Source organism: Variovorax sp. V15 (assembly GCF_041154425.1).
Lineage (GTDB): Bacteria > Pseudomonadota > Gammaproteobacteria > Burkholderiales > Burkholderiaceae_C > Variovorax > Variovorax guangxiensis.
In genome coordinates, this window is sequence record NZ_AP028659.1 from 5,163,000 (window position 1) to 5,185,262 (window position 22,263).

General features: G+C 68.3%; 21 protein-coding genes. 12 read left to right on the top strand and 9 right to left on the bottom strand.

Going from position 1 to position 22,263, the window contains the following annotated elements; translation table 11 throughout:
* Positions 1–133: 133 nt before the first annotated feature.
* Positions 134–2,407 carry a penicillin-binding protein 1C gene (pbpC, locus tag ACAM57_RS24660; RefSeq protein ID WP_369659295.1) on the top strand — a complete coding sequence of 758 codons (2,274 nt, stop codon included), beginning with the start codon at positions 134–136 and terminating at the stop codon, positions 2,405–2,407.
* Position 2,408: 1 nt separating this feature from the next.
* Here pbpC and ACAM57_RS24665 read toward each other — a convergent pair whose 3' ends face one another.
* Entirely contained in the window at positions 2,409–3,302 is an 894-nt protein-coding gene (locus ACAM57_RS24665; protein ID WP_369659296.1) for a LysR family transcriptional regulator, read from the bottom strand.
* A gap of 347 nt (positions 3,303–3,649) precedes the next feature.
* On the opposite strand from ACAM57_RS24665, the gene ACAM57_RS24670 reads away from it, so the two are divergent.
* On the top strand, positions 3,650–4,327 hold the full coding sequence (locus ACAM57_RS24670) for a FadR/GntR family transcriptional regulator (RefSeq protein ID WP_126022587.1): 678 nt from the start codon (positions 3,650–3,652) through the stop codon (positions 4,325–4,327).
* Entirely contained in the window at positions 4,327–5,676 is a 1,350-nt protein-coding gene (locus ACAM57_RS24675) for a CynX/NimT family MFS transporter (RefSeq protein WP_369659297.1), read from the top strand. The genes ACAM57_RS24670 and ACAM57_RS24675 overlap by 1 nt, the downstream gene beginning before the upstream one ends.
* 16 nt (positions 5,677–5,692) lie before the next feature.
* Here ACAM57_RS24675 and ACAM57_RS24680 read toward each other — a convergent pair whose 3' ends face one another.
* The gene (locus tag ACAM57_RS24680) at positions 5,693–6,484 is read right to left on the bottom strand and encodes a hypothetical protein (protein ID WP_369659298.1); all 792 of its coding nucleotides are present in this window, start codon (positions 6,482–6,484) and stop codon (positions 5,693–5,695) included.
* Between the two features lie 55 nt (positions 6,485–6,539).
* On the opposite strand from ACAM57_RS24680, the gene ACAM57_RS24685 reads away from it, so the two are divergent.
* Positions 6,540–7,178, top strand: coding sequence for an ATP-binding cassette domain-containing protein (locus tag ACAM57_RS24685; RefSeq protein WP_369659299.1), 639 nt, complete (start codon positions 6,540–6,542; stop codon positions 7,176–7,178).
* Positions 7,179–7,187: 9 nt separating this feature from the next.
* Here ACAM57_RS24685 and ACAM57_RS24690 read toward each other — a convergent pair whose 3' ends face one another.
* Entirely contained in the window at positions 7,188–8,054 is an 867-nt protein-coding gene (locus ACAM57_RS24690) for an oxidoreductase (RefSeq protein WP_369659300.1), read from the bottom strand.
* Between the two features lie 117 nt (positions 8,055–8,171).
* Between ACAM57_RS24690 and ACAM57_RS24695 the strand changes: the two genes are divergently transcribed.
* The 3 genes from ACAM57_RS24695 to ACAM57_RS24705 all read left to right on the top strand — a co-directional run bounded on the left by ACAM57_RS24695 (position 8,172) and on the right by ACAM57_RS24705 (position 11,900).
* On the top strand, positions 8,172–9,101 hold the full coding sequence (locus ACAM57_RS24695) for a LysR family transcriptional regulator (RefSeq protein WP_369659301.1): 930 nt from the start codon (positions 8,172–8,174) through the stop codon (positions 9,099–9,101).
* A gap of 148 nt (positions 9,102–9,249) precedes the next feature.
* Positions 9,250–11,481 carry an NADP-dependent isocitrate dehydrogenase gene (locus tag ACAM57_RS24700; protein ID WP_369659302.1) on the top strand — a complete coding sequence of 744 codons (2,232 nt, stop codon included), beginning with the start codon at positions 9,250–9,252 and terminating at the stop codon, positions 11,479–11,481.
* A 23-nt stretch (positions 11,482–11,504) separates the two neighbouring features.
* Positions 11,505–11,900: a DUF1161 domain-containing protein gene (locus ACAM57_RS24705; protein ID WP_369659303.1), complete on the top strand. Its 396-nt coding sequence runs from the start codon at positions 11,505–11,507 to the stop codon at positions 11,898–11,900.
* Positions 11,901–11,969: 69 nt separating this feature from the next.
* Here ACAM57_RS24705 and ACAM57_RS24710 read toward each other — a convergent pair whose 3' ends face one another.
* Both ACAM57_RS24710 and ACAM57_RS24715 read right to left on the bottom strand, forming a co-directional pair.
* Entirely contained in the window at positions 11,970–12,848 is an 879-nt protein-coding gene (locus tag ACAM57_RS24710; RefSeq protein WP_369659304.1) for an alpha/beta fold hydrolase, read from the bottom strand.
* A 60-nt stretch (positions 12,849–12,908) separates the two neighbouring features.
* On the bottom strand, positions 12,909–13,472 hold the full coding sequence (locus ACAM57_RS24715; protein WP_369659305.1) for a nucleoside 2-deoxyribosyltransferase: 564 nt from the start codon (positions 13,470–13,472) through the stop codon (positions 12,909–12,911).
* 360 nt (positions 13,473–13,832) lie between these two features.
* Between ACAM57_RS24715 and ACAM57_RS24720 the strand changes: the two genes are divergently transcribed.
* A complete protein-coding gene (locus ACAM57_RS24720) occupies positions 13,833–14,603 on the top strand; it encodes an SDR family oxidoreductase (RefSeq protein ID WP_369659306.1) in 771 nt (256 codons plus the stop codon).
* Positions 14,604–14,605: 2 nt separating this feature from the next.
* On the opposite strand, the gene cynS is transcribed toward ACAM57_RS24720, so the two are convergent.
* Positions 14,606–15,049 (bottom strand): cyanase, encoded by a 444-nt coding sequence (gene cynS / locus ACAM57_RS24725; protein WP_369659307.1) that lies wholly within the window; start codon positions 15,047–15,049, stop codon positions 14,606–14,608.
* Positions 15,050–15,226: 177 nt separating this feature from the next.
* Complete coding sequence (locus ACAM57_RS24730; RefSeq protein ID WP_184635402.1) at positions 15,227–15,649, bottom strand: nuclear transport factor 2 family protein; 423 nt, start codon at positions 15,647–15,649, stop codon at positions 15,227–15,229.
* Positions 15,650–15,735: 86 nt separating this feature from the next.
* Between ACAM57_RS24730 and ACAM57_RS24735 the strand changes: the two genes are divergently transcribed.
* Positions 15,736–16,371, top strand: coding sequence for a TetR/AcrR family transcriptional regulator (locus ACAM57_RS24735; protein ID WP_369659308.1), 636 nt, complete (start codon positions 15,736–15,738; stop codon positions 16,369–16,371).
* Here ACAM57_RS24735 and ACAM57_RS24740 read toward each other — a convergent pair.
* A complete protein-coding gene (locus ACAM57_RS24740) occupies positions 16,349–18,010 on the bottom strand; it encodes an L-lactate permease (protein ID WP_369659309.1) in 1,662 nt (553 codons plus the stop codon). The two genes, ACAM57_RS24735 and ACAM57_RS24740, sit on opposite strands and share 23 nt — an antisense overlap.
* A 104-nt stretch (positions 18,011–18,114) precedes the next feature.
* On the opposite strand from ACAM57_RS24740, the gene ACAM57_RS24745 reads away from it, so the two are divergent.
* From ACAM57_RS24745 to ACAM57_RS24755, 3 genes are all read left to right on the top strand, one after another.
* On the top strand, positions 18,115–19,008 hold the full coding sequence (locus tag ACAM57_RS24745) for a LysR substrate-binding domain-containing protein (protein WP_369659310.1): 894 nt from the start codon (positions 18,115–18,117) through the stop codon (positions 19,006–19,008).
* A gap of 112 nt (positions 19,009–19,120) precedes the next feature.
* Positions 19,121–20,278, top strand: a complete 1,158-nt coding sequence (locus ACAM57_RS24750; RefSeq protein ID WP_369659311.1) for an L-lactate dehydrogenase — start codon at positions 19,121–19,123, stop codon at positions 20,276–20,278.
* A 131-nt stretch (positions 20,279–20,409) separates the two neighbouring features.
* Positions 20,410–21,744 (top strand): MFS family transporter, encoded by a 1,335-nt coding sequence (locus ACAM57_RS24755; protein ID WP_369659312.1) that lies wholly within the window; start codon positions 20,410–20,412, stop codon positions 21,742–21,744.
* A gap of 36 nt (positions 21,745–21,780) precedes the next feature.
* On the opposite strand, the gene ACAM57_RS24760 is transcribed toward ACAM57_RS24755, so the two are convergent.
* On the bottom strand, positions 21,781–22,224 hold the full coding sequence (locus ACAM57_RS24760) for a DNA-binding transcriptional regulator (RefSeq protein WP_126022565.1): 444 nt from the start codon (positions 22,222–22,224) through the stop codon (positions 21,781–21,783).
* Positions 22,225–22,263: the final 39 nt, after the last annotated feature.

Sequence of the window (22,263 nt, forward strand, 5' to 3'; positions counted from 1 at the left end):
TTTGCCCCGGGGTGCGCAAGCCGCAAGGCAGCGCGCAGCCCGTCGCGCAGTAGGCGCGATTCCCGTGGCGGACCGGCGAGAGAGAATGGCGGCGCCCATGCTTTCGCTTCTGGATACCGCCTCCTTTCCTCCGATGCAGCCCGCGCCCTCCGCCTTCTCCCGCAAGACCCTCGCAGCCCTGCTGATCGCCGCGGCATGGACGCTCCCGGCCCGGGCCGTGGTGAGCTTCGAGGACGTGAAGCGCGACTTCCGCTCGTCCGACACCGCCGTGCTCGACCGCAACGGCGAACTGCTGCAGCGCGTGCGCACCGACCCCACGGTGCGCCGCGGCCAGTGGACCGCGCTGGCCGACGTGTCCCCAGCGCTGCGCACGGCCATGGTGCTGAGCGAGGACAAGCGCTTCTACGAGCACAGCGGCATCGACTGGCGCGCCGTCTCGGCCGCCGCCTGGGGCAATCTCTGGAACACGCGCACGCGCGGCGCATCGACCATCACGATGCAGCTGTCGGGCCTGCTCGACGAGGACCTCCGCCGCAGCCCGGGCGGCCGCAGCTTCACGCAGAAGATCGGGCAGACGGTGGCGGCCGCGCAGCTGGAGCGCAACTGGCGCAAGGACCAGATCCTGGAGGCGTACCTCAACACCGTGCCGTTCCGCGGCGAGATCGTGGGCATCGACGCGCTGTCGCGCACGCTCTTCGGCAAGGCGCCCAGCGGGCTCGACGCGCGCGAGGCCAGCGTGGCGGCGGCACTGGTGCGCGCGCCCAACGCCAAGCCCGCCATGGTGGCGCAGCGCGCCTGCGAGGTGCTGCGCACCATGGAACCGCAGCAGAAGACCGACTGCGAGGCGCTGGACATGTTCACCAGCGCGGCCGTGCAGCGCCGGGCCTTCGAGCCGAACGAAGGGATCGCGCCGCACGCCGCGCGGCGCGTGCTGCGCGAGATCCGCGACGCGAACTCGGCGGCTGCGCCCGTTGCAACCGCAGCCGTTGCGGCGTCGAAAGGCAAGGACAGGGAAACCGGCGTGCGCACCACTCTGCGCGCGCCGCTGCAGCGCTTCGCGCTCGACACGCTGCAGCGCCACCTGCGCGAACTGCGCGAGCGGCACGTCGAAGACGGCGCCCTCGTCGTGCTCGACAACGCGACCGGCGAGGTGCTCGCCTGGGTCGGCTCCTCCGGCCCTCTGAGCCAGGCGGCGGAGGTCGACGGCGTCACGGCGCTGCGCCAGCCCGGCTCCACGCTCAAGCCGCTGCTCTACGCCCAGGCGATCGCCGAGAAGCGCATCACGGCGGCATCGCTGATCGAGGACTCGTCGGCGCAGATCAGCACCGCCAGCGGCCTCTACATTCCGCAGAACTACGACCGCCGCTTCAAGGGCCCGGTGTCGGCGCGCACCGCGCTGGCGGCATCGCTGAACGTGCCGGCCGTGCGCACGCTGGTGATGGTGTCGCCCGAGGCCTTCGCGCGCGAGCTGCGCGCCGCCGGGCTGCCGCTGCGCGAGAGCGGCGACTACTACGGCTACAGCCTCGCGCTCGGCAGCGCCGAGGTGTCGCTGCTGTCGCTCACCAACGCCTACCGCATGCTGGCCAACGGCGGACGCTACGGAACGACGACGCTGGCGCCGCGGCCCGCGGAGAAATCGAAAACCGCGCCGGCCTCGCCGCCGACGCCGATCGACGCGCGAGCGGCCTTCATCGTGGGCGACATCCTCTCCGACCCGAACGCGCGCACGCGCACCTTCGGCCTCGACAGCATTCTTTCCACCCGCTTCTGGACCGCCGTGAAGACCGGCACCAGCAAGGACATGCGCGACAACTGGGCCGTGGGCTGGTCGCAGCGCTACACGGTGGGCGTGTGGGTGGGCAACGCCAGCGGCGAGTCGATGTGGGACGTGAGCGGCACCAGCGGCGCCGCGCCGGTGTGGGCCGAGGTGATGCGCTTCCTGCACGCGCGCGAGCCGAGCCGCGCGCCTTCGCCGCCGCCGGGCCTGGTCCAGATGCAGGTGAGCTTCGGCCCCGGCGCCGACGGCAATCCGCTGGAGGCTTCGCGCAGCGAGTGGTTCCTGCAGGGCACGGAGCAGCCGCTCTTCGCGCTGGACACCGGCATGACGACGGATGCTTCCGCCCCGGCGCGCATCACCGCGCCGGCCGACGGCACCATCATCGCGCTGGACCCCGACATCCCGCCGCAGCGCCAGCGCGTGCGCTTCGATTCCGAGGGCCGTGGCGTGCAGTGGCGCATCGACGGCAAGCCGCTGGCGCGCGGCAACACCGTGCAATGGTTTCCATGGCCGGGGCGCCACCTGATCGAGCTGGTGGACGCCGGCGGCAAGGTGGTCGACCAGCGCCGGCTCGAGGTGCGCGGCGCGGGCGTGGTCGCGAAGAACAACGGCAGCGGCGCGCGGCGCTGATTCAAGGGGCCCTGAACACGTCGAGGAAGTAGTCGACGAAGGTCCGGATCTTCGGCGTGTTGCGGCGCGCGGGCAGGTAGCTCAGGTGGATGTCGTGCGGCTTCAGGGCCAGCGAGGGCAGCACCGGCACCAGCGTGGCGCCGTCGATCTGCGGGCGCGCGAGCGACTGCGGCACCAGCGCGATGCCGCGCGCCGACAGCGCGAGCCGCAAAACCATTTCAGGGTCGTCCGACTGGAACACGCTTTCCACGCGCACGCGGTGCGTCTTTTCGATGGCCGCGAGGCTGATCTCGCGCTTGCGCCCTTCGGCGTCGGTGGTCAGGAAGCGGTGCGCGGACAGATCGGGCAGGTCCTGCACCGGAGCGTGGCGCGCGAGATACGCCGGCGCGGCGCACAGCATCAGCGGCTCCTGCTTCAGGTGGCGCACGACCAGTTCGTCGCCACCCTCACGGCCGTAGCCGATGGCCACGTCGGCCGCGTCTCGCCGCAGGTCGGCGCGGTCCTTGCCGGTCTCGACCGTGACCTCCAGCCGCGGGTAGGCGGTCATGAAGGCGGGCAGGTGGTTCATCAGCAGCTCGCGGCCATAGTAGTGCGGCACGGCGATGCGCAACCGCCCGGTGACGGCGCTGCCGTCGGAGGACAGGTTGAGCATGACGTCGTCGAGGATCGTGAGCGCATGTTGGGCCGCCACCAGGAACTCGCGGCCTTCCTCGGTCAGCGCGAAGCGGGTGGCGCCGCGATGCAGCAGCAGGTGGCCGACGGTGGCTTCCAGTCTCTGGAGCTGGCGCGACGCGGAGGCCTTGGGCACCTTGAGCACTTCGGCGGCCGGAGTCAGTCCCCCGAGCTGCGCGGCCTTGGCGAACAGCCGCACATCCGACAAAGAAAAGTCCTTCATATCGCCGCCGCGGTCCGTATTTCTCTTGCGCTCCCCTGAACGCTCCGCAGGAAGGTCGGGAAGGGAGGGCCGGACCGTGGAGCAGAACAACTTGCCGATTCACAAGCTACCTTTAGTTTCATTCTCTGACAGGACGCTCCAGACGAACAACACTTTCGGCAACAGCTGCCCAAGGCCGGGAAAAATTCACTTAATGAGGACAAATCCGCGAAATCGGCTTGCGCGATCTGCGGACAGGGGTTGCGGTTTTCTACGGGGTGCTACCCGGATCAATCGCCGCGCGGGGAGTCCGGTTTCTTTTTGGAGGCAAAATTCATCCAATCATTGAACGACCAGGCTCACTCCCGATGCTTGCCCAAGCTCCCCGTACTTCACTTGCAGACACCGCCGCGGACAGCATCCGCGCCGAGATCTCCGCCGGCCGCTGGTCCGTTGGCTCCCGCATCCCGATCGAACCGCAGCTCGCCCAGCTGCTGGGCGTGAGCCGGGGCACGGTGCGCGAGGCGGTCAAGACGCTGGTGTCGCGCGGGCTGCTCGAAGTGCGCCAGGGCTCGGGCACCTATGTTCGCTCGGGCTTCGATCCTTCGTCCAGCCTGCAGAAGATGCGGCTCGCGAGCCTGCGCGACCAGTTCGAGGTGCGCCGCGCGCTCGAAGTGGAAGCCGCCCGGCTCGCCGCCGTGCGCCACACGGCGCGCGACCTGCGCCGCCTGCATGTGCTGCTCGACAAGCGCGGCGGCTTCGATCCCGCCGACAACGGCGCGGCCTTCATCGAGCGCGACCTGGCCTTCCACCTCGCCATCGTCGACATCTCCGGCAACCTCGCCCTGGCGGAAACCTGCCGCTTCATCACCGGCTACATCAAGGAGACCATCGCGAGCTCGATGGGCAGCGCCCTGCCCGAGCCCGACGATGCCGCGCACCGCGCCATCATCGAAGGCATCGCCAGCCGCGACCCCGATGTGGCCGCCGCGGCGGTGCGCACCTTCATGGCGCCGATGATCAACGCACTGGCGCTGGGGTCGTGATGAACTCGGCCACCCTCGCACGCGGCAATGCCGGCGCCTCTTCTTCCTCCTCCTCTTCCTCCTCTTCTTCTTCCGCTTCCGCCCACCGCTGCGGCGACGAACTGCTGATCGACGCCGAGGCCGACAGCCTGCCCGCGCCGCGCCCCACGCCCGCCCCCACCCTCGCGCGCCGCATCCTGCTCGGCGCCAGCGTGGTGCTGATCGCCTTCAACCTGCGCCCGGTCTTCGCCAGCCTTTCGGTGGTGCTGCCGGAAATCATCAAGGCCACCGGCCTCTCGCCCACCGCCGCAAGCCTGCTGACCACGCTGCCGATCGTCTGCCTCGGCGTGTTCGCGCCACTCGCGCCGGGCCTGGGCCGGCGCTTCGGCACCGAGCGCACGCTGCTCGGCTGCATGGTGCTGATCCTGGTCGGCACGGTGCTGCGCGGCACCGGCAACATCCCGCTGCTCTTTTTGGCCTCGGCCATCGCGGGCAGCGGCATCGCGGTGTCGAACGTGCTGCTGTCGGGCCTGGTGAAGCGCGACTTCGCCTCGCAGGCGGCGCTGATGATGGGCCTCTACACCATGGCCGTGTGCGGCGGCGCGGCCAGCGCCGCCGGGCTCACGGTGCCGATCGAGCACGCGCTGGGCGGCGGCTGGACCATGGCGCTGGCGATGTGGGCGCTGCCGGCCGCGCTGGTCACGCTGATCTGGGCGCCGCAGGCGCTGCCGCTGAAGCCGGTGGCGAGCGAATCGGGCTTCACCGTGCGCGGGCTCTGGAGCGACAGGCTGGCCTGGCAGGTCACCTTCTTCATGGGCCTGCAGTCCGCCCTCGCCTACATCGTGATGGGCTGGCTCGCGCCGATCCTGCGCGAGCGCGGCCTGGGCAGCGAGACGGCCGGCTACGTGGTGTCTCTTTCGGTCATGACGCAGGTGGTGACCTGCCTCGTGGTGCCGGCGCTGGCGGTGAAGCTGCGCAACCAGCGCGGCCTGGCGGTCGTGCTGGCGCTGCTCACGGTGGGCGCGATGCTGGCGATGCTCTTCGCGCCGCTGGACGGCTTCTTCGGCGTGTGGGCCTGGGCGGTGCTGCTGGGCATCGCGCAGGGCGGCACCTTCGCGCTGGCGCTCACGATGATCGTGTTGCGCTCGCCCGACTCGCACGTCGCCGCGCACCTCTCGGGCATGGCGCAGGGCGTGGGCTACATGGTGGCGGCCTTCGGGCCGCTGGTGGCCGGGCTGCTGCACGGCTGGACGGGAAGCTTCCGCGCCTCGTCGTGGCTCTTCATCGGGCTGGGCGTGGCGCTCGTGATCGCTGGGCTGGGGGCAGGACGCACGATGCACGTGGGCACGACGACCGTGCCGCGCCACTGAGGCGCGAGCCCGCTGTCTACTGCGGCCCGCCGCAGAAGCCCGCGCGCTCGGTGGTCCTGGCGGTGAACAACACGCGCGTGGTGGTCGCCGCGCTGCGCGGCTCGTTCTGCGGCCATTCGGTCTGCACCCAGGTGTATTGCCAGTCGTAGGGCGAGCCGGGCTTGAATGTCTCGCCGTAGGCGATGCGCAGGCTGCCGAAGCTCTCGTCGTGGCAGTGCTTCGAGGTCTTGTATTCCTTCTCGCTGAAGCAGGCGCGGATCATCTTGGAGCACGAGAACGGAATGCCCTCCTGCACCGCCTTGCCGCCTTCGAGCGGCACGAAGTCGGCGGTGTCGAACGAGGCGCCGCCGCCCGAATAGCCTTCCGACACCGTCTGCAGCACGGCCACGGCCCACTTGCCCTCGGCCACCGGGTAGAGCGCCGGCGCGAGCGAGAGTCGCGCCTCGGACCGGCTGGCATCGCTGTCTTTCTTCAGGGCCTGGGCGTAGCCGGAGAAATCATGAAGGCGAGCGAGCTGCCAGCCCTTGGCGTCTGCGGCATCCCGCCTGACCCGCGCCATGGCCAGCGGCTCGGCGGAGAGCACCACATAGTCGCCCGCCGCGGCGCCGCGCGGACGATAGAGGCCCAGTTGCTGCGCGTCGCAGGGCTGCGGCAGCAGAGCGCACAGGCGCGTGCGCCATTGCGCGTCGAGCGAATCGGGCTTCTTCACCGCATCGAACACCTGCGCCGATGGCGCGGAAAGATCGGGACCGGCGAGCACCGCGGTGGCGAACGGCAGCAGGGCGAGCAGGAGCGGCAGCTTTGTCATGGAGCCGGATGGTAGCCACCGGCGGCGCGGCTGGTTGATAAAGTCGCACGCGACCATGAATCCTTCTTCTCCCGCCCTGCTCCGGATCGACACGCTGCGCTTCGCCTACCCCGACCAACCCGCGCTGGTGTCCGGCTGGAATGCATCCATCGGCCCGGGCGTCACGCTGCTCTACGGCGATACCGGCACGGGCAAGTCGGCGCTGCTCAACGTGATTGCCGGTGCGCTGCCCGCCTCCGCCGGACGGCTGACCGTGGCCGGGACGAGCCTCGATGCCGCGCCCGAGGCCTATCGCCGCCAGGTGTTCTTCGTCGCTCCCGAAACCGACCGTTTCGACCAGCTCAGCGCGCGCGAATGCACGGCCTCGCTCGCCGAAGGCGATGCGGGCTTCGACCAGGCGAAGTGGCAGGCCATCGCCGACGGCTTCTCGCTGGCGCCGCACCTGGACAAGAAGATGTTCATGCTGTCCACCGGCTCGAAGCGCAAGGTCTGGATGGCCGCCGGGCTCGCGTCGGGCCGGCCGCTCGTACTGCTCGACGAGCCGACCGCCGGCCTGGACATGCCCTCTACACGCTGCCTGTGGGCCACGCTCTCGGAGATTGCTGCGCAGTCGAAGCAGGCGGTCGTCGTGGCCAGCGCGGCGCGCATCGACACCGTGCCGCTGGCGGCCACCATCGAACTGCCGCTGCGCTGAGGCCTGCCTTCAGGCTGCAGCGTCGAAGTCGGTGCTGCGGCTCAGGGCTTCCCAGGCCTCCATGTCCTTGAGCAGCGCCTGCGCATGGGCGCGCACCGCGTCGACAGAGTCGCCGCCCAGCTGCAGGCGCAGGGGCGTGTGCTCGGCCTCCAGCGCCTTCGCGATCGCCACCGCCGCCTTGCGCGGATCGCCGGCCTGCGTGTTGTGCATGCTGTGCGCGAACTCGCGGGTGGCGCCCACCACCGGCTGGTAGGCCTCGATCACCGGCATGTGGCGCATGCCGCTGCCCGCGAGCTGGGTGCGGAACTGGCCCGGCTCGACGATCAGCACCTTGATGCCGAAGGGCGCGACCTCCTGCGCCAGCGCTTCCGAGGCGCCCTCCAGCGCGAACTTCGAGGCCGAATACGCGCTGAAACCCGCGAACGACAGCTGCCCGCCGAGGCTGGAGATATTCACGATGGCGCCCGACTTCTGCGCGCGCAGCACCGGCAGCGCGGCGCGGGTGACGGCCATGGCGCCGAAGAAGTTGGTGTTCATCAGCGCGCGCAGCTCGGCGTCGGAGGTTTCCTCCAGGGCGCCGACCGCGCCGTAGCCGGCGTTGTTCACGAGCACGTCGATGCGGCCGAAGCGGGCCACCGCGGCCTCGACGGCAGCTTCGGCGGCGCCGGCGGCGTCCACGTCCAGCGGCGTGGCCAGCACGCGGTCGGGTGCCTGCGCCACGAGGTCGGCGAGGCGGTTCGCGTCGCGGGCGGTGGCGACCACGTTGTGGCCCAGGGCCAGCGCGTGCTCGGCGAAGGCGTGGCCGAAGCCGGAAGCGGCGCCGGTGATGAACCAGGTCTGGCGGGTCTGCGAAGAGGTGATGGCGATGTTGGACATGATGCTGGCTCCTTGAAGGGTTGAGGGTTGCCGTGAAGGCATGGCGTGACTGTTCCAGCAATCGCACTCAACGACTAGCCGGTTCAAATCGAATGCACTGTGCGATACAGTGCATGAATGGACCGCACCCTGCTCCCGCATCTCGCCATCGTGCTGGCCGTGCACCGGCGCGGCGGGTTCGCCGCCGCGGCCGCCGAGCTGGGCATGAGCGCCTCGGCCGTGAGCCACGCGGTGCGCGCCGTCGAGGACCACCTGGGCCAGCCGATCTTCGCGCGCACCACCCGCAGCGTGCGGCTGACCGAGGCCGGCGCCGGCTTCATCGGCATGCTGGCCCCGGCCATGGGCGAGATCGCCGACGCGGTGGACCGCTTCGGTGAGTCGCTCGGGCGGGTGAGCGGCGTGCTGCGCATCAACGCACCCCATGTGGCGCTGCCGCTGGCCATGACGCCGCTGGTGGCCGAAATGGCGCGCCGCCACCCGGGCCTGGTGATGGAGATCACCTGCGACGACGGCCTGGCCGACATCGTCGCAAGCGGCCACGACGCCGGCGTGCGGCTGGGCCACACCGTCGCGCAGGACATGGTGGCGGTGCGGCTCACCCCGCCCTTCGAGGCCATCCTGGTGGCCACCCCGCGCTACCTGGCCACTGCGGGCGAGCCGCGCGGCATCGAGGAGCTGCAGCGGCACAACTGCATCGGCTTCCGCTTCGTGACCTCGGGCGGCGTGTACGCCTGGGACCTGCGCGACCAGGCCGGCGCCCACGTCTCGGTCGAAGTGCCGGGCACCGTGCGGGTCACCGACGCGCTCTACGCCTGCGACCTGGCGCTGGCCGACGTGGGCATCGCCTACATCTTCGAGCCGCTGGTGCGCGCCGAACTGCGCGAAGGCCGCCTGCGCCAGCTGCTGCCGCGCTCGGCCTTCGGAGAGCCGGGGCTGTTCCTGTACTTTCCGCGCCGCGCGGCCCAGGCGCCCAAGCTGCGCGCCTTCGTCGACCTGGCCCGGGAAATGCTCGAAAAGTCCGTTTCCGGCCAGCCGCAGCCCCGTTAAGACGCGCTTCGCGCCGGGGGCTTCGCAACCCGCATGGCGAAACACGGTCCCGGCGGGCGACAATCGGGGGCTCCGGCAAAAAACGGGCTACCCCCGGAAAGCCGGAAGTTCCAGCCACCCCGACAACCAGGATCTACGGAAGAAGCGCATGAGCTCGAAGCAACCCACCATCGTCTACACCCTCACCGACGAGGCGCCCCTGCTGGCGACCTACGCGTTCCTGCCGATCATCCGCGCCTTCACGAACCCGGCCGGCATCAACGTCGAGACCAGCGACATCTCCGTGGCGGCCCGCATCCTGGGCGAGTTTCCCGACTACCTGAGCGACGAGCAGAAGGTGCCCGACAACCTCGCCGAACTGGGCAAGCTCACGCTCAAGCCCGAAGCCAACATCATCAAGCTGCCCAACATCAGCGCCTCGGTGGCCCAGCTCAAGGCGGCCATCAAGGAACTGCAGGGCAAGGGCTACAAGATTCCCGACTACCCCGAGAACCCGACCACGGATGAGGACAAGGACATCCGCGCGCGCTACAACAAGTGCACCGGCAGCGCCGTGAACCCCGTGCTGCGCGAAGGCAACTCCGACCGCCGCGCCCCCAAGGCCGTGAAGGAATACGCGCGCAAGAACCCGCACAGCATGGCCGACTGGAGCCAGGCCTCGCGCTCGCACGTCTCGCACATGCACGGCGGCGACTTCTACCACGGCGAGAAGTCCATGACGCTCGACCGCGCGCGCAACGTCAAGATGGAGCTCATCACCAAGAGCGGCAAGACCATCGTGCTCAACCCCAAGGTCGCCCTGCTCGACCGCGAGATCATCGACTCCATGTTCATGAGCAAGAAGGCGCTGCTGGCCTTCTATGAAAAGGAGATCGAGGACGCGCACAAGACCGGCGTGATGTTCTCGCTGCACGTGAAGGCCACCATGATGAAGGTCTCGCACCCCATCGTGTTCGGCCACTGCGTGAAGATCTTCTACAAGGAAGCCTTCGAGAAGCACGGCAAGCTGTTCGACGAGCTGGGCATCAACGTCAACAACGGCATGGTCGACCTCTACAACAAGATCGCCACGCTGCCGCAGAGCACGCAGGACGAGATCAAGCGCGACCTGCACGCCTGCCACGAGCACCGCCCTGAACTCGCGATGGTCGACTCGGCCAAGGGCATCACCAACTTCCACTCGCCCAACGACGTGATCGTGGACGCCTCCATGCCCGCGATGATCCGCAACGGCGGCAAGATGTGGGGCGCCGACGGCCGCCTGAAGGACGTGAAGGCCGTGATGCCCGAATCGACCTTCGCCCGCATCTACCAGGAGATGATCAACTTCTGCAAGTGGCACGGCGCCTTCGACCCCAAGACCATGGGCACCGTGCCCAACGTGGGCCTCATGGCGCAGAAGGCCGAGGAATACGGCTCGCACGACAAGACCTTCGAGATCGCCGAGGACGGCGTCGCCAACATCACCGACCTGGACACCGGCGAAGTGCTGATGAGCCAGGAAGTGGAGCAGGGCGACATCTGGCGCATGTGCCAGGTCAAGGACGCCGCGATCCGCGACTGGGTGAAGCTGGCCGTCAACCGCGCGCGCAACTCCGGCATGCCGGTGGTGTTCTGGCTCGACGCCTATCGTCCGCACGAGGCGCAGCTGATCACCAAGGTCAAGATGTACCTGCACGAGCACAACACCACGGGCCTGGACATCCAGATCATGAGCCAGGTGCGCGCCATGCGCTACACGCTAGAGCGCGTGGTCCGCGGCCTGGACACCATCAGCGCCACCGGCAACATCCTGCGCGACTACCTGACCGACCTGTTCCCCATCATGGAGCTGGGCACCTCGGCCAAGATGCTGTCTATCGTTCCGCTGATGGCCGGCGGCGGCATGTACGAGACCGGCGCGGGCGGCTCGGCCCCCAAGCACGTGCAGCAGCTGGTGGAAGAGAACCACCTGCGCTGGGACTCGCTGGGCGAATTCCTCGCGCTGGCCGTGAGCCTGGAAGATCTGGGCCTGAAGACGAACAACAAGAAGGCGACCATCCTCGCCAAGACGCTGGACACCGCCACCGGCAAGCTGCTCGACAACAACAAGAACCCATCGCCCAAGACCGGCCAGCTCGACAACCGCGGCAGCCAGTTTTACCTGGCGATGTACTGGGCGCAGGAACTGGCCGCGCAGACCGAAGACCTCGAACTGCAGGCCGCCTTCAGCAAGCTGGCCGAGACGCTCGCGGCCAACGAGAAGAAGATCGTCGACGAACTCGCCGCCGTGCAGGGCAAGCCGGTGGACATCGGCGGCTACTACCTGGCCGACCCGGTCAAGTTCTCGGCCATCATGCGCCCGAGCGCCACGCTCAACGCGGCGCTGGCTTCGGCCTAAGAAGGCCGATCGACATCGTGCGGATGGCAGTCGCCATGAAGCCCTTCAGGCTCGCGATGCTTCCTGCCGTGCTGGCCCTGGCCGGCGCGGCGGGCACAGCCCTTGCGGCCGAGGACTGCGAGGCGCTGCGCACCCGCATCGAACAGAAGATCGCCGCGAGCGGCGTGGCGCGCTTCACCGTCACCGTCATCGATGCGAACGCATCGGCGAACGGCCAGGTGGTAGGCAGCTGCGAGCTCGGCACGAAGAAGGTCGTCTATCTGAAGGACGCGGGGGCCGCACCGGCTCCTGCTCCTGCATCCATCCCTGCATCTGCCCCGACGCCTCCTGCTACGGCTGCGGCCCAGGGCGCGGACGAACCCATGATCACCGAGTGCAAGGACGGCACCGTGACCATGGGCGATTGCAGAAAGCAGTAGCGGCAAGCTGGCGGCGCCTGCCGCCCGGCCCAGCCCCATCCATTGTTACGGCCGGAGTCTTCCGGCTCGTCAGCCCTTCGCCACCACCCGCGCGATCCACGCGAGCAGCACCGCCTCGACCTCGTCGCGGTTGGTCTCGTTCAGCGCCTCGTGGCGAGCTCCGCCGAACACGTGGCACGACACGTCGCGCAGCCCCGCCTCGCGGTAGCGCTCCACCAGCGGATAGAACCACTCGGCCTTGTTGCTCACCGGGTCTTCGCCGCCGATGAACAGGTACAAGGGCAGCTCGGGCCGGATAGTCTTGCGCATCGCCTCGGGCGTCAGGTCGCCCAGCTTCGCGAACATCGAACCCAGCCCCTCCGGCGAGACCGTGAAGCCGCACAGCGGATCGGCGATGTACGCATCGACCTGCGCCGGATCGCGGCTGAGCCAGTCGAAGGGCGTGCGCACGTCGGGCAGCGCGGCGTTCATGTCTTCCAGCTTGAAGCCCGACTGCAGCGCGGTTCCCAGCAGGTCGAGCGCCGAGGTGCCCGACAGCGCCGCGCCCGCGAGCAGCGAACCGTGCTCGACGAGGTAGTACTGCAGCGCGAACGAACCCATGCTGTGGCCCAACAGGATCAGCGGCAGCCCGGGATGCACCCCGCGCACATGGCGGCTCAGCAGCGCCATGTCGTCCACCAGCCCGGCGAACGCGCGCGGCCCGAACTCGCCCAGCTCACCGCGCGCCTGCGCACCCTTGCCATGCCCGCGATGCTCGTTCGCATACACCACGTACCCCGCGCGCACCAGCGACTCCGCCAGATGCCGGTAGCGCAGCGAATGCTCGCCCATGCCATGCGCGAGCTGCACGATGGCGCGCGGCGCCGTCGCCGTGCCCAGCCACCGATGGACCTCCACCGTGACGCCGTCGTTGGCGGTGAGCTCGAAGTGGGTCTCGGTGGTCGGCATGCAGTGCTCCATACAGTGATCGATGGAGCCGATCCTAGGGGCCGGCGCGCGGCGATTCGATCAGGGGTTTCCTGCTTTTGTCGCGCGGTGGACAGCCAGCAAGTGCGACATCTTTTTCAACGCCGCCTCCGGCGTAGCCTCGATGTGAATCGAACACGCCAGCATCAGGTTCAGCTGCTGCCCGAAGTCCTCGACCGCGATGCTGGTGCCGGCTTCGCGCAGCACGCCGTTCGCGTCGACTTCGCACGGCAGCGCGGCGCGCACGCGGTCTGCATAGCTGCCTTCGGGAACGCCGTAGGCCACGACCGGGATGCCCAGCGCGATCGCCGCGCCGACCTCGAACACGGTGCCCGAGTCGGGCTCCATGCCCCTGAAGCTCGCAAGATTGGCGACGACGCCGTCCGCGCCGCGAAGGCGCTGCATGTTGGCTTCGTAGATCTGCTTCTCGGGCGCCTCGGAGATCAGCTCTTCGTTGCCATCGGCCGGCAGCAGGGCCGCGAGGCCCGCTGCTTCGCACGCGGCCGACAGCCTCACGAAATGCTCCCTGGCGTCGGGGCGAAAGACGTCCGGCCCCGCGAGGTAGATGCGCGGGCGGGCCGTGTTCCGGGGAGGCTGGTTGTCCATCGGCGCAGCATCGGCGATTTCGGGCTCTTGCTCAATCCTTGCGACATGGTGCAAAGCGAATTACCGATGGATGCATCGGCCCGCCGCCCCTGCCGCTGCTGCTTCGGGGAATCAGGCAAGAAACTCGCACGAAGCGCCAAACGCTCCGCTTGAGCCTTCTCTACCGCGAAAGCACTACGCGGCGCCGAGCGGGCGAAGCGGCGGCCGCGGTCGGCACCGCGTTTTGCAGGATCAGGCAAAAACCGCGTTCGATTCGTCTACCGCTTCGGGCTCGCGAAAACGCACACTTCTCTGCATGCCCGGCCCACGCTCATTCCAGTGTGCGCCCCACGGCAGACAGACCAGCACGAGGAGTTCACCATGACCACGATCCAGGAAAAAGTCGTACTCATCACCGGCGCGAGCAGCGGCATCGGCGAAGCGACCGCCAGGCTGCTTGCGCGGCGCGGCGCCAAGGTGGTGCTCGGTGCGCGCCGCACCGACAGGCTCGCCTCGCTCGCGGCCGAGATCACGGCCACGGGCGGCACGGCGAGCTTCCAGAGGCTCGACGTGACGCACCGGCCCGACATGGAAGCGTTCGCCGAATTCGCGCTCGAGACGCACGAGCAGATCGACGTGCTCGTCAACGCCGCGGGCGTGATGCCGATGTCGCCGCTGTGGAACCGCAAGATCGAGGAGTGGGAACTCATGATCGACGTGAACCTGCGCGGCGTGCTGCTGGGCATCGCGGCGGTGCTGCCGACGATGCAGGAGCAGGGCTGGGGCCACATCGTGAACGTGGCGCCGGTGGCGATGCACGGGCTGTCGCCGGGCTCGGCGGTGTACCACGGCACGCAGTACGCGGTGAACGCGATCTCCGAGGGCCTGCGGCAGGAGCATGCCGGCCGGCTGCACGTGACGGTAGTGAGCCCCGACGTGCACGGCCCCATCGATCCGCTGGCCGAGCGCATCGCGGCCAGCTACGCGCGCGAACGCATGCGCACCAACCGGCGCATCGCGGTGCCGGTGGATGCGGTGGCGCGCTCGATCGCGGGGGCCATCGAGGGCTACGGCATCACCGCCGGCGCAGTGCGCCCGCCCGCCAGGCAACATCAGCAGCAGCGGCCGCGCCCGGCCGAATACGCTCAGTAGGCTCAGTAGGTCTTGTAGGGCAGGAACTTGCCCGACAGCACCACGTTGACGCGGTCGCCCTTCGGGTCGGCCTCGCGCTGGATGTCCATGCTGAAGTCGATGGCGCTCATGATGCCGTCGCCGAATTCTTCATGGATGAGCTCCTTGATGGTGGTGCCGTACACGCTCACCACTTCGTACCAGCGGTAGATGAGCGGATCGGTGGGCACCGGCGTGGGCAGCGAGCCCTTGTAGGGCACCACCTTCAGCCACTTCTGCTCCTCGGCGGTGAGGCCGAAGATCTTGCCGACGATCTTCGCCTGCCTGTCGTCGAGCGTCATCTGGCCCAGGCAGGCGGCGGTGGTCCACTCCTTCGAGAGGCCCACCTTCCTGGCCACGTCGGCCCACTGGATGCCCTTGCTGACCTTGGTGGCGATGATTTTCTCGGTGACGTCGTTGCGGTTCATGGGGTCTCCTGTTGAGTGAGCTCAGGCAGGCAACAGCCATGCCGGGGTCTTGCCCCCTCTCCCCCTCGGGGAGAGGGTTGGGGTGAGGGTGCGTCGGCGATGGATGGAGCGCGGCGGCATTGGCGCTCCGGCCCTCACCCTGACCCTCTCCCCGAGGGGAGAGGGAACGACACGAGGTCAGCGCGCCCAGTGGAACTTGCGGTCCGATTCCTTGATGGGCTGGTCGTTGATGCTCGCGAAGCGCCTCTGCATGAGGCCGTTCTCCGCGAACTCCCAGTTCTCGTTGCCATGGCTGCGATACCACTGGCCCGAGTCGTCGTGCCATTCGTACTCGAAGCGCACCGCGATGCGGTTGTCCATGAAGGCCCAGAGTTGCTTCTTCAGGCGGTAGTCGAGCTCGCGCACCCACTTGCGCGACAGGAACTCCACCACCTGCTCGCGGCCGTTGACGAAATCGGCGCGGTTGCGCCATTCGGTGTCGGGCGTGTAGGCCAGGCTCACGCGAACGGGGTCGCGCGAGTTCCAGGCGTCTTCGGCGGCCTGTACCTTCTGCGTGGCGGATTCGAGGGTGAAGGGCGGCAGCGGCGGGCGTGATTCCATGGTGGTTCTTTCGATGGAGGTTGAAGGGGAATGCGCCGGAATGTGCCACATGTAGACAGACCTGTCTACATGCCTACAATCGCGCCATGGACATCTCTTCCATCTCCGAACTGCCGGCGCGCGAGCGCATCCTGCGCACCGCGCACGACCTCTTCTACGCCGACGGCATCCGCGCCACCGGCATCGACCGCGTCATCGCCGCGTCGGGCGTCACCAAGGTCACCTTCTACCGGCACTACCCGTCGAAGGACGACCTGGTGCGGGCCTTCCTCGATCACCGCCACGGCCTGTGGATGGCATGGTTCGTCGATGCGCTCGGCCGGCTCGGCGCGCAACAGCGCATCGGCGGCGGCCAGGCGCTGGAGGTGCTGGCCGACGCGATGGCCGAGTGGTTCGCCGACCCGACCTTCCGCGGCTGCGCCTTCATCAACTCGGTGGTCGAGGTGGGCGGCAGCGTGAGCGGCGCGAGCGACATCTCGCGCGAGCACAAGCGCGAGATGGTCGAGGTGATCGCCGGACTGATGCCCGAATCACTGGAAAGCCCGCGCCGCATGGCGGTTGCGCAGGCCGCCGCGCTGGGCGTCGACGGCGCCATCGTCAAGGCGCAGATGGGCGGTGCCGCGCTCGCGCGCGAAGCGGTCGACGACCTGCGCCGGCTGCTTCAGGCGCTGGCGGCCACGCTGCCCGCCTCGACAGCCGCTACTTCACGACCATCAGCGTGAACGGCCACACGTAGGCCTGCAGCGTCACGTAGAAGCCCACGAGGCAGGCCAGCGCGATGGAGTGGAAGAACACGTAGCGCAGGATCTCGCCTTCATGGTTGAACCAGCGCGTGGCGGTGGAAGCCACCACGATCGACTGCGCGTCGATCATCTTGCCCATCACGCCGCCCGAGCTGTTGGCCGCGCCCATCAGGTTGGGGCTCAGGCCGAGCTGGTCGGCCGCCACCTTCTGCATGCCGCCGAAGAGCACGTTCGATGCGGTGTCGGAACCGGTGAGCGCCACGCCCAGCCAGCCCATCAGCGTGCCGAAGAAGGGATACAGCACGCCGGTGTTGGCGAAGGCCAAGCCCAGCGTGGTGTCCAGCCCCGAGTAGCGCGTGAGCGTGCCCAGCGCGAGCATCAGCACGATGGTGAGCAGCGAGAACTTCACCAGCCACAGCGTGCGGCCATAGGCGGCCACGAGCTGGATCGGGTTGTACTTCATCACCAGCCCGCCCACGATGGCCGACACCAGGATGCCGGTGCCCGTGGCCGAGAGCAGCAGCAGCTGGTAGACCGCGCCCTCCTTCGTCGGCTTGGGCACCACCGGCGCCACCTTCTCGACCATGTTGTGCAGCCCGTCGATGGGAAAGCTCGGCGCGAAGATGCCGTTGAGCCAGATCTTCACCGAGGGCAGGCCCCAGATGAAAACGAACACGGTGAGGATGAGCCACGGCGTCCAGGCGCGGATGACGGCGGCGCTCGAATGCTTCGTCGGCGCGACGGCCGCGGACGCCTCGCCGCCGTCAGCCTCGTGTCCCTTGAGCGACACCGAGGTCCAGACCTTCTTCGGCTTCCACACGCGCAGGAACGCGACCAGGCACACCATCGAGACGATGGCCGCGATGATGTCCACCAGCTCCGGGCCGATGTAGTTCGACACCAGGAACTGCGGAATCGCGAAGGACACGCCCGTGACCAGGATGGCCGGCCACACCTCCATCATTCCCTTGCGCCCCGCGAAGGCCCAGATGAGCCAGAACGGCACGAGCAGCGAGAAGAACGGCAGCTGCCGCCCGATCATCGCGGTGACCGCCATCAGGTCGTAGCCATGCACCTTGGCCAGCGTGATGACCGGCGTGCCCAGTGCGCCGAAGGCCACCGGCGCGGTGTTGGCGATGAGCGAGAGCCCCGATGCCGCGAGCGGCGAGAAACCCAGCCCGATGAGGATGGCCGCGGTGACCGCCACCGGCGTGCCGAAGCCCGCCGCGCCTTCGAAGAACGCACCGAAGGCGAATGCGATGAGCAGCAGCTGCAGGCGCCTGTCTTCCGTGATGCCCGCGATGGAGTCCTGCAGTATCTGGAAGCTGCCGTTCTGCTGCGTGAGCTGCTGCAGGAAGATGATGTTCAACACGATCCAGCCGATGGGCAGCAGGCCGGTGATGCCACCGAGGAAGGCGGCCTTGCCCGCCATGTCGGCAGGCATGCCGAAGGCGAACACCGCGATGAGCACGGCGCTCAGCAGGCCCAGCCCCGCCGCGTAGTGCGCCTTGACGTGAAGCAACCCCAGGCACACCAGCATCACCACCACCGGTATCGCGGCCAGCGCCGTCGATACGATCATGTTGCCGAAGGGGTTGTAAACCTGTTGCCAGACCATGCGCTCGTCTCCTTGTTGTTGGAAATTCTTCTGAGCCGGTGCCCCGTCCGCAGGGGCCGGGAGCGTTCGCTACCATCCTACCCCGCTACCCCTTCCGACAAAAGATGGTTTCTCCGCGTCTCCCCTCGACACAGGGCCTGCAGGCCTTCGAGGCCGTGGCACGGCTGCGCAGCGTGAACCTCGCGGCCGAGGAGCTCGCCGTGACACCCAGCGCGGTGAGCCACCGCATCCGCCAGCTCGAGCTGCTGCTCGGGCTCAAGTTCTTCACGGGCAGCGACTTCAGCCTCACCACCGACGGCATGGCCTACCTGGCGCGCGTTCGCGAGGCCATCGCGGCGCTCCGGCAGGTGCCGGGGCGCGAGCCCGAGTCGCAGGTGCGGCGGCTGCGCGTGGCGGTCACGCCGACCTTCTCGCGCCAGATGCTGCTGCCCCGGCTGGCGCGTTTTCGCGATGCGTACCCGAACATCGAGCTGATGCTGCAGGTGACCATGCCGGTGCGCAACACCACGGTGGAAGAAGCCGACATCGAGCTGCGCTTCGGCACCGGCCCCTTCCATGACCGCGAGTTCGTCCAGCTGCTGGCCGACGACGTCTCGCCGGTGTGCAGCCCCGCCTACCTCGAACGCCACGGCCCCTTCGAAGGCTTCGAGACCGACGCCGAGGTGTCTCGCGCACAGCTGCTGCGCACGCCGCTGGAGTCGTGGCGAACCTGGTTCAAGGCCTGCAGCATCGGCCTGCCCGAGCCAGCCACGGGCCACCAGTTCAACGACCTCGGGCTGGCGCTCGACGCCGCCGCCGAGGACTTCGGCGTGGTGCTGATGCACCTGCGCCTGGGCAGCGCCTGGCTCGACAACGGCCGGCTGGTGCGGCTGTCGCAGCGCAGCGTGCCCTCGCCCAACGCCTACTTCCTGTGCTGGAAGCCGGGCGCCATGGAGCGGTGGGAGTGCGCGACCTTCGTCGAGTGGCTGCGCGAGGCGCTGCGCGAGCGGGCGGCCTGAATTTTTTTCAGCAGCAGGGTCGGAATTTTTCAGATGTGGCCCCGGAGCGCCTGCTGATAATGGCCGGTTAGCTTCCGCCGATCCACCAAGAGAACCCGCCAGGAGACCGCCCGTGCCCGACCTTTCCAAGATCACCAACATCGAAGACCTGCGGGTGATCGCCAAGCGGCGCGTGCCGAAGATGTTCTACGACTACGCCGACTCTGGCGCGTGGACGGAGGGCACCTACCGCGCCAACGAGAGCGACTTCCAGAAGATCAAGCTGCGCCAGCGCGTGGCGGTGAACATGGAGGGCCGCTCGCTGCGCACCACCATGGTCGGGCAGGAAACCGCGATGCCCGTGGCCATCGCGCCCACCGGCCTCACGGGCATGCAGCACGCCGACGGCGAGATCCTCGGCGCGCGCGCAGCCAAGGCCTTCGGCATTCCGTTCACGCTGTCGACCATGAGCATCTGCTCGCTCGAGGACATTGCCGAGAACACCGGCCGCCACCCCTTCTGGTTCCAGCTCTACGTGATGAAGGACCGCGACTTCATCGAGCGCCTGATCGAGCGCGCCAAGGCCGCCAACGTGACCGCGCTGCAGCTCACGCTCGACCTGCAGATCCTCGGCCAGCGCCACAAGGACATCAAGAACGGCCTGACCGCGCCGCCCAAGCCCACCATCAAGAACCTCATCAACCTCGCCACCAAGCCGCGCTGGTGCATGGGCATGCTGGGCACCAAGCGCCGCACCTTCGGCAACATCGCGGGCCACGCCAAGGGGGTGAAGGACCTGTCGTCGCTGTCGTCATGGACGGCCGAGCAGTTCGACCCCGCGCTGAGCTGGGCCGACGTGGAGTGGATCAAGAAGCTCTGGGGCGGCAAGCTCATCCTCAAGGGCGTCATGGACGTGGAGGACGCGCGCCTCGCGGCCGCAAGCGGCGCCGACGCGCTCATCGTGTCGAACCACGGCGGGCGCCAGCTCGACGGCGCCCCCTCCTCCATCGCGGCGCTGCCCGCCATCGTCGACGCGGTGGGCAACGAGATCGAGGTGTGGATGGACGGCGGCATCCGCAGCGGACAGGACGTGCTCAAGGCCCGCGCGCTGGGCGCCCGCGGCACGCTCATCGGCCGCAGCTTCCTCTACGGCCTGGGAGCCTTCGGGCAGGAGGGCGTGACCCGCGCGCTGCAGATCATCCAGAAGGAGCTCGACATCACGATGGCCTTCTGCGGCCGCACGAACATCGACGAGGTCGATTCGAGCATCCTGCTGCCTGGCACTTTCTGAGCCTGCAGGGCTTCACCGGAAGGCCCCTGCGGAGGTAGGCCGATGCGGCATCGGCCGACACGCGGTCCCTTCGTGCCGGCGCAGAATGTTTTGGAAACAACAACATTGCCTGCACGGCACAAGAAGGCACCATGAGCGCAGTCACGCCTACCTCGGGAGGCCCAGCGGCCTCTGCTTCATCTCCCCCGCACTACACGGCAGAAGAAAAGCGCCACCGCGTCTTCGCGATCATGGCGGCCTCCTCCGGCAACCTGGTCGAGTGGTTCGACTTCTACGTGTACGCCTTCTCGGCGCTGTACTTCGCGCCGGCCTTCTTTCCCAAGTCCGATCCCACCGCGCAGCTGCTGAACACCGCCGGCGTGTTCGCGGCCGGCTTCCTCATGCGGCCCATCGGCGGCTGGCTCTTCGGGCGCCTTGCCGACCGGCTCGGGCGCAAGACCTCGATGCTGATCTCGGTGACGATGATGTGCGGCGGCTCGCTCGTCATCGCCTGCCTGCCCACCTATGCGCAGATCGGCGCGTGGGCGCCTTTCCTGCTGCTGGTATGCCGGCTGTTCCAGGGGCTCTCGGTGGGCGGCGAATACGGCACCACCGCCACCTACATGAGCGAGGTGGCGCTGCGCGGCCAGCGCGGCTTCTTCTCTTCTTTCCAGTACGTCACGCTGATCGGCGGGCAACTGCTCGCGGTGCTGGTGATCGTGGTGCTCGAACAGTTGCTGACCGAGGCCGAGCTCAAGGCCTGGGGCTGGCGCATTCCCTTCGTGATCGGCGCCATCGCGGCGGTGGTGGCGCTGCTGCTGCGCCGCACGCTGCACGAGACGCAGACCGACGAGGCCAGGAAGAACAAGGAAGCCGGAAGCATCGGCGGCCTCTTCAGGCACCACACGCCGGCGTTCCTCACGGTGCTGGGCTATACGGCCGGCGGCTCGCTGATCTTCTACACCTTCACCACGTACATGCAGAAGTACCTCGTTAACACGGTGCACCTGCCGATCAAGACGGCAAGCTACGTCATGACCTGCGCGCTCTTCGTCTACATGTGCATGCAGCCGGTGTTCGGCGCGCTGTCCGACCGCATCGGGCGGCGCAACAACATGCTGCTGTTCGGCGGCCTCGGCGCGCTGACGACGGTGCCCATCCTGACCGCGCTGCAGCACACGACCAGCCCCGTGCTGGCCTTCGTTCTCATCATCGCGGCGCTGGCCATCGTGAGCTTCTACACCTCGATCAGCGGCATCGTGAAGGCGGAGATGTTCCCGCCCGAAGTGCGCGCCCTGGGCGTGGGGCTGGCCTACGCGGTCGCGAACGCGATCTTCGGCGGCTCGGCCGAATACGTGGCGCTGGGGCTCAAGTCACTGGGACACGAGTCGGCCTTCTTCTGGTACGTGAGCGCGATGATGGTCATCGCCTTCCTCGTGAGCCTCAGGCTGCCGAGGCAGGCGAGCTACCTGCATCACGATCACTGACGCAGGAAGAAAAGAGGGCTGAAGGGCTGAGGCGGGCTACTCGGCCTCGCCCAGCCGCTGCGCCACCTGCTGCCTGCCCAGTCCGCGCACGGAGGCGAGGCTTTCGAGCTGCGCGGCCCGGGGCCGGGCCTTGCCCTGTTCCCAGTGGTAGATCGTCTGGCCCGACACGCCCACCAGCTTTCCGTAGGAAGCAGCGGAGATACCCAGCTTCGCCCGGTGGGAAGCCAGCCTGCCCGCGCTGAACCTGCGCTTCGGTCCGTCTTCGCCGGACTCGTCGGGCTCGCTCGCGCGTGCGCCGCGCGACGTGCCCTTGGCGACATTGCGCAGTTCCTTTTCCAGCGAGCTTATCTGGCGGCGCAATGCAGCAATGGCCGCGCGATGGTGAACAGATGCCTTCTTGAGGGTTTCCATTTCCGCGCGAACTTCCTTGCGGGCCACGCGCGAAATCTCCGATTTAAGAATGGATGCAATATTTGGCATGGCGGCATTTTGCCCAGCAAATGTAAACACATGGCAAAA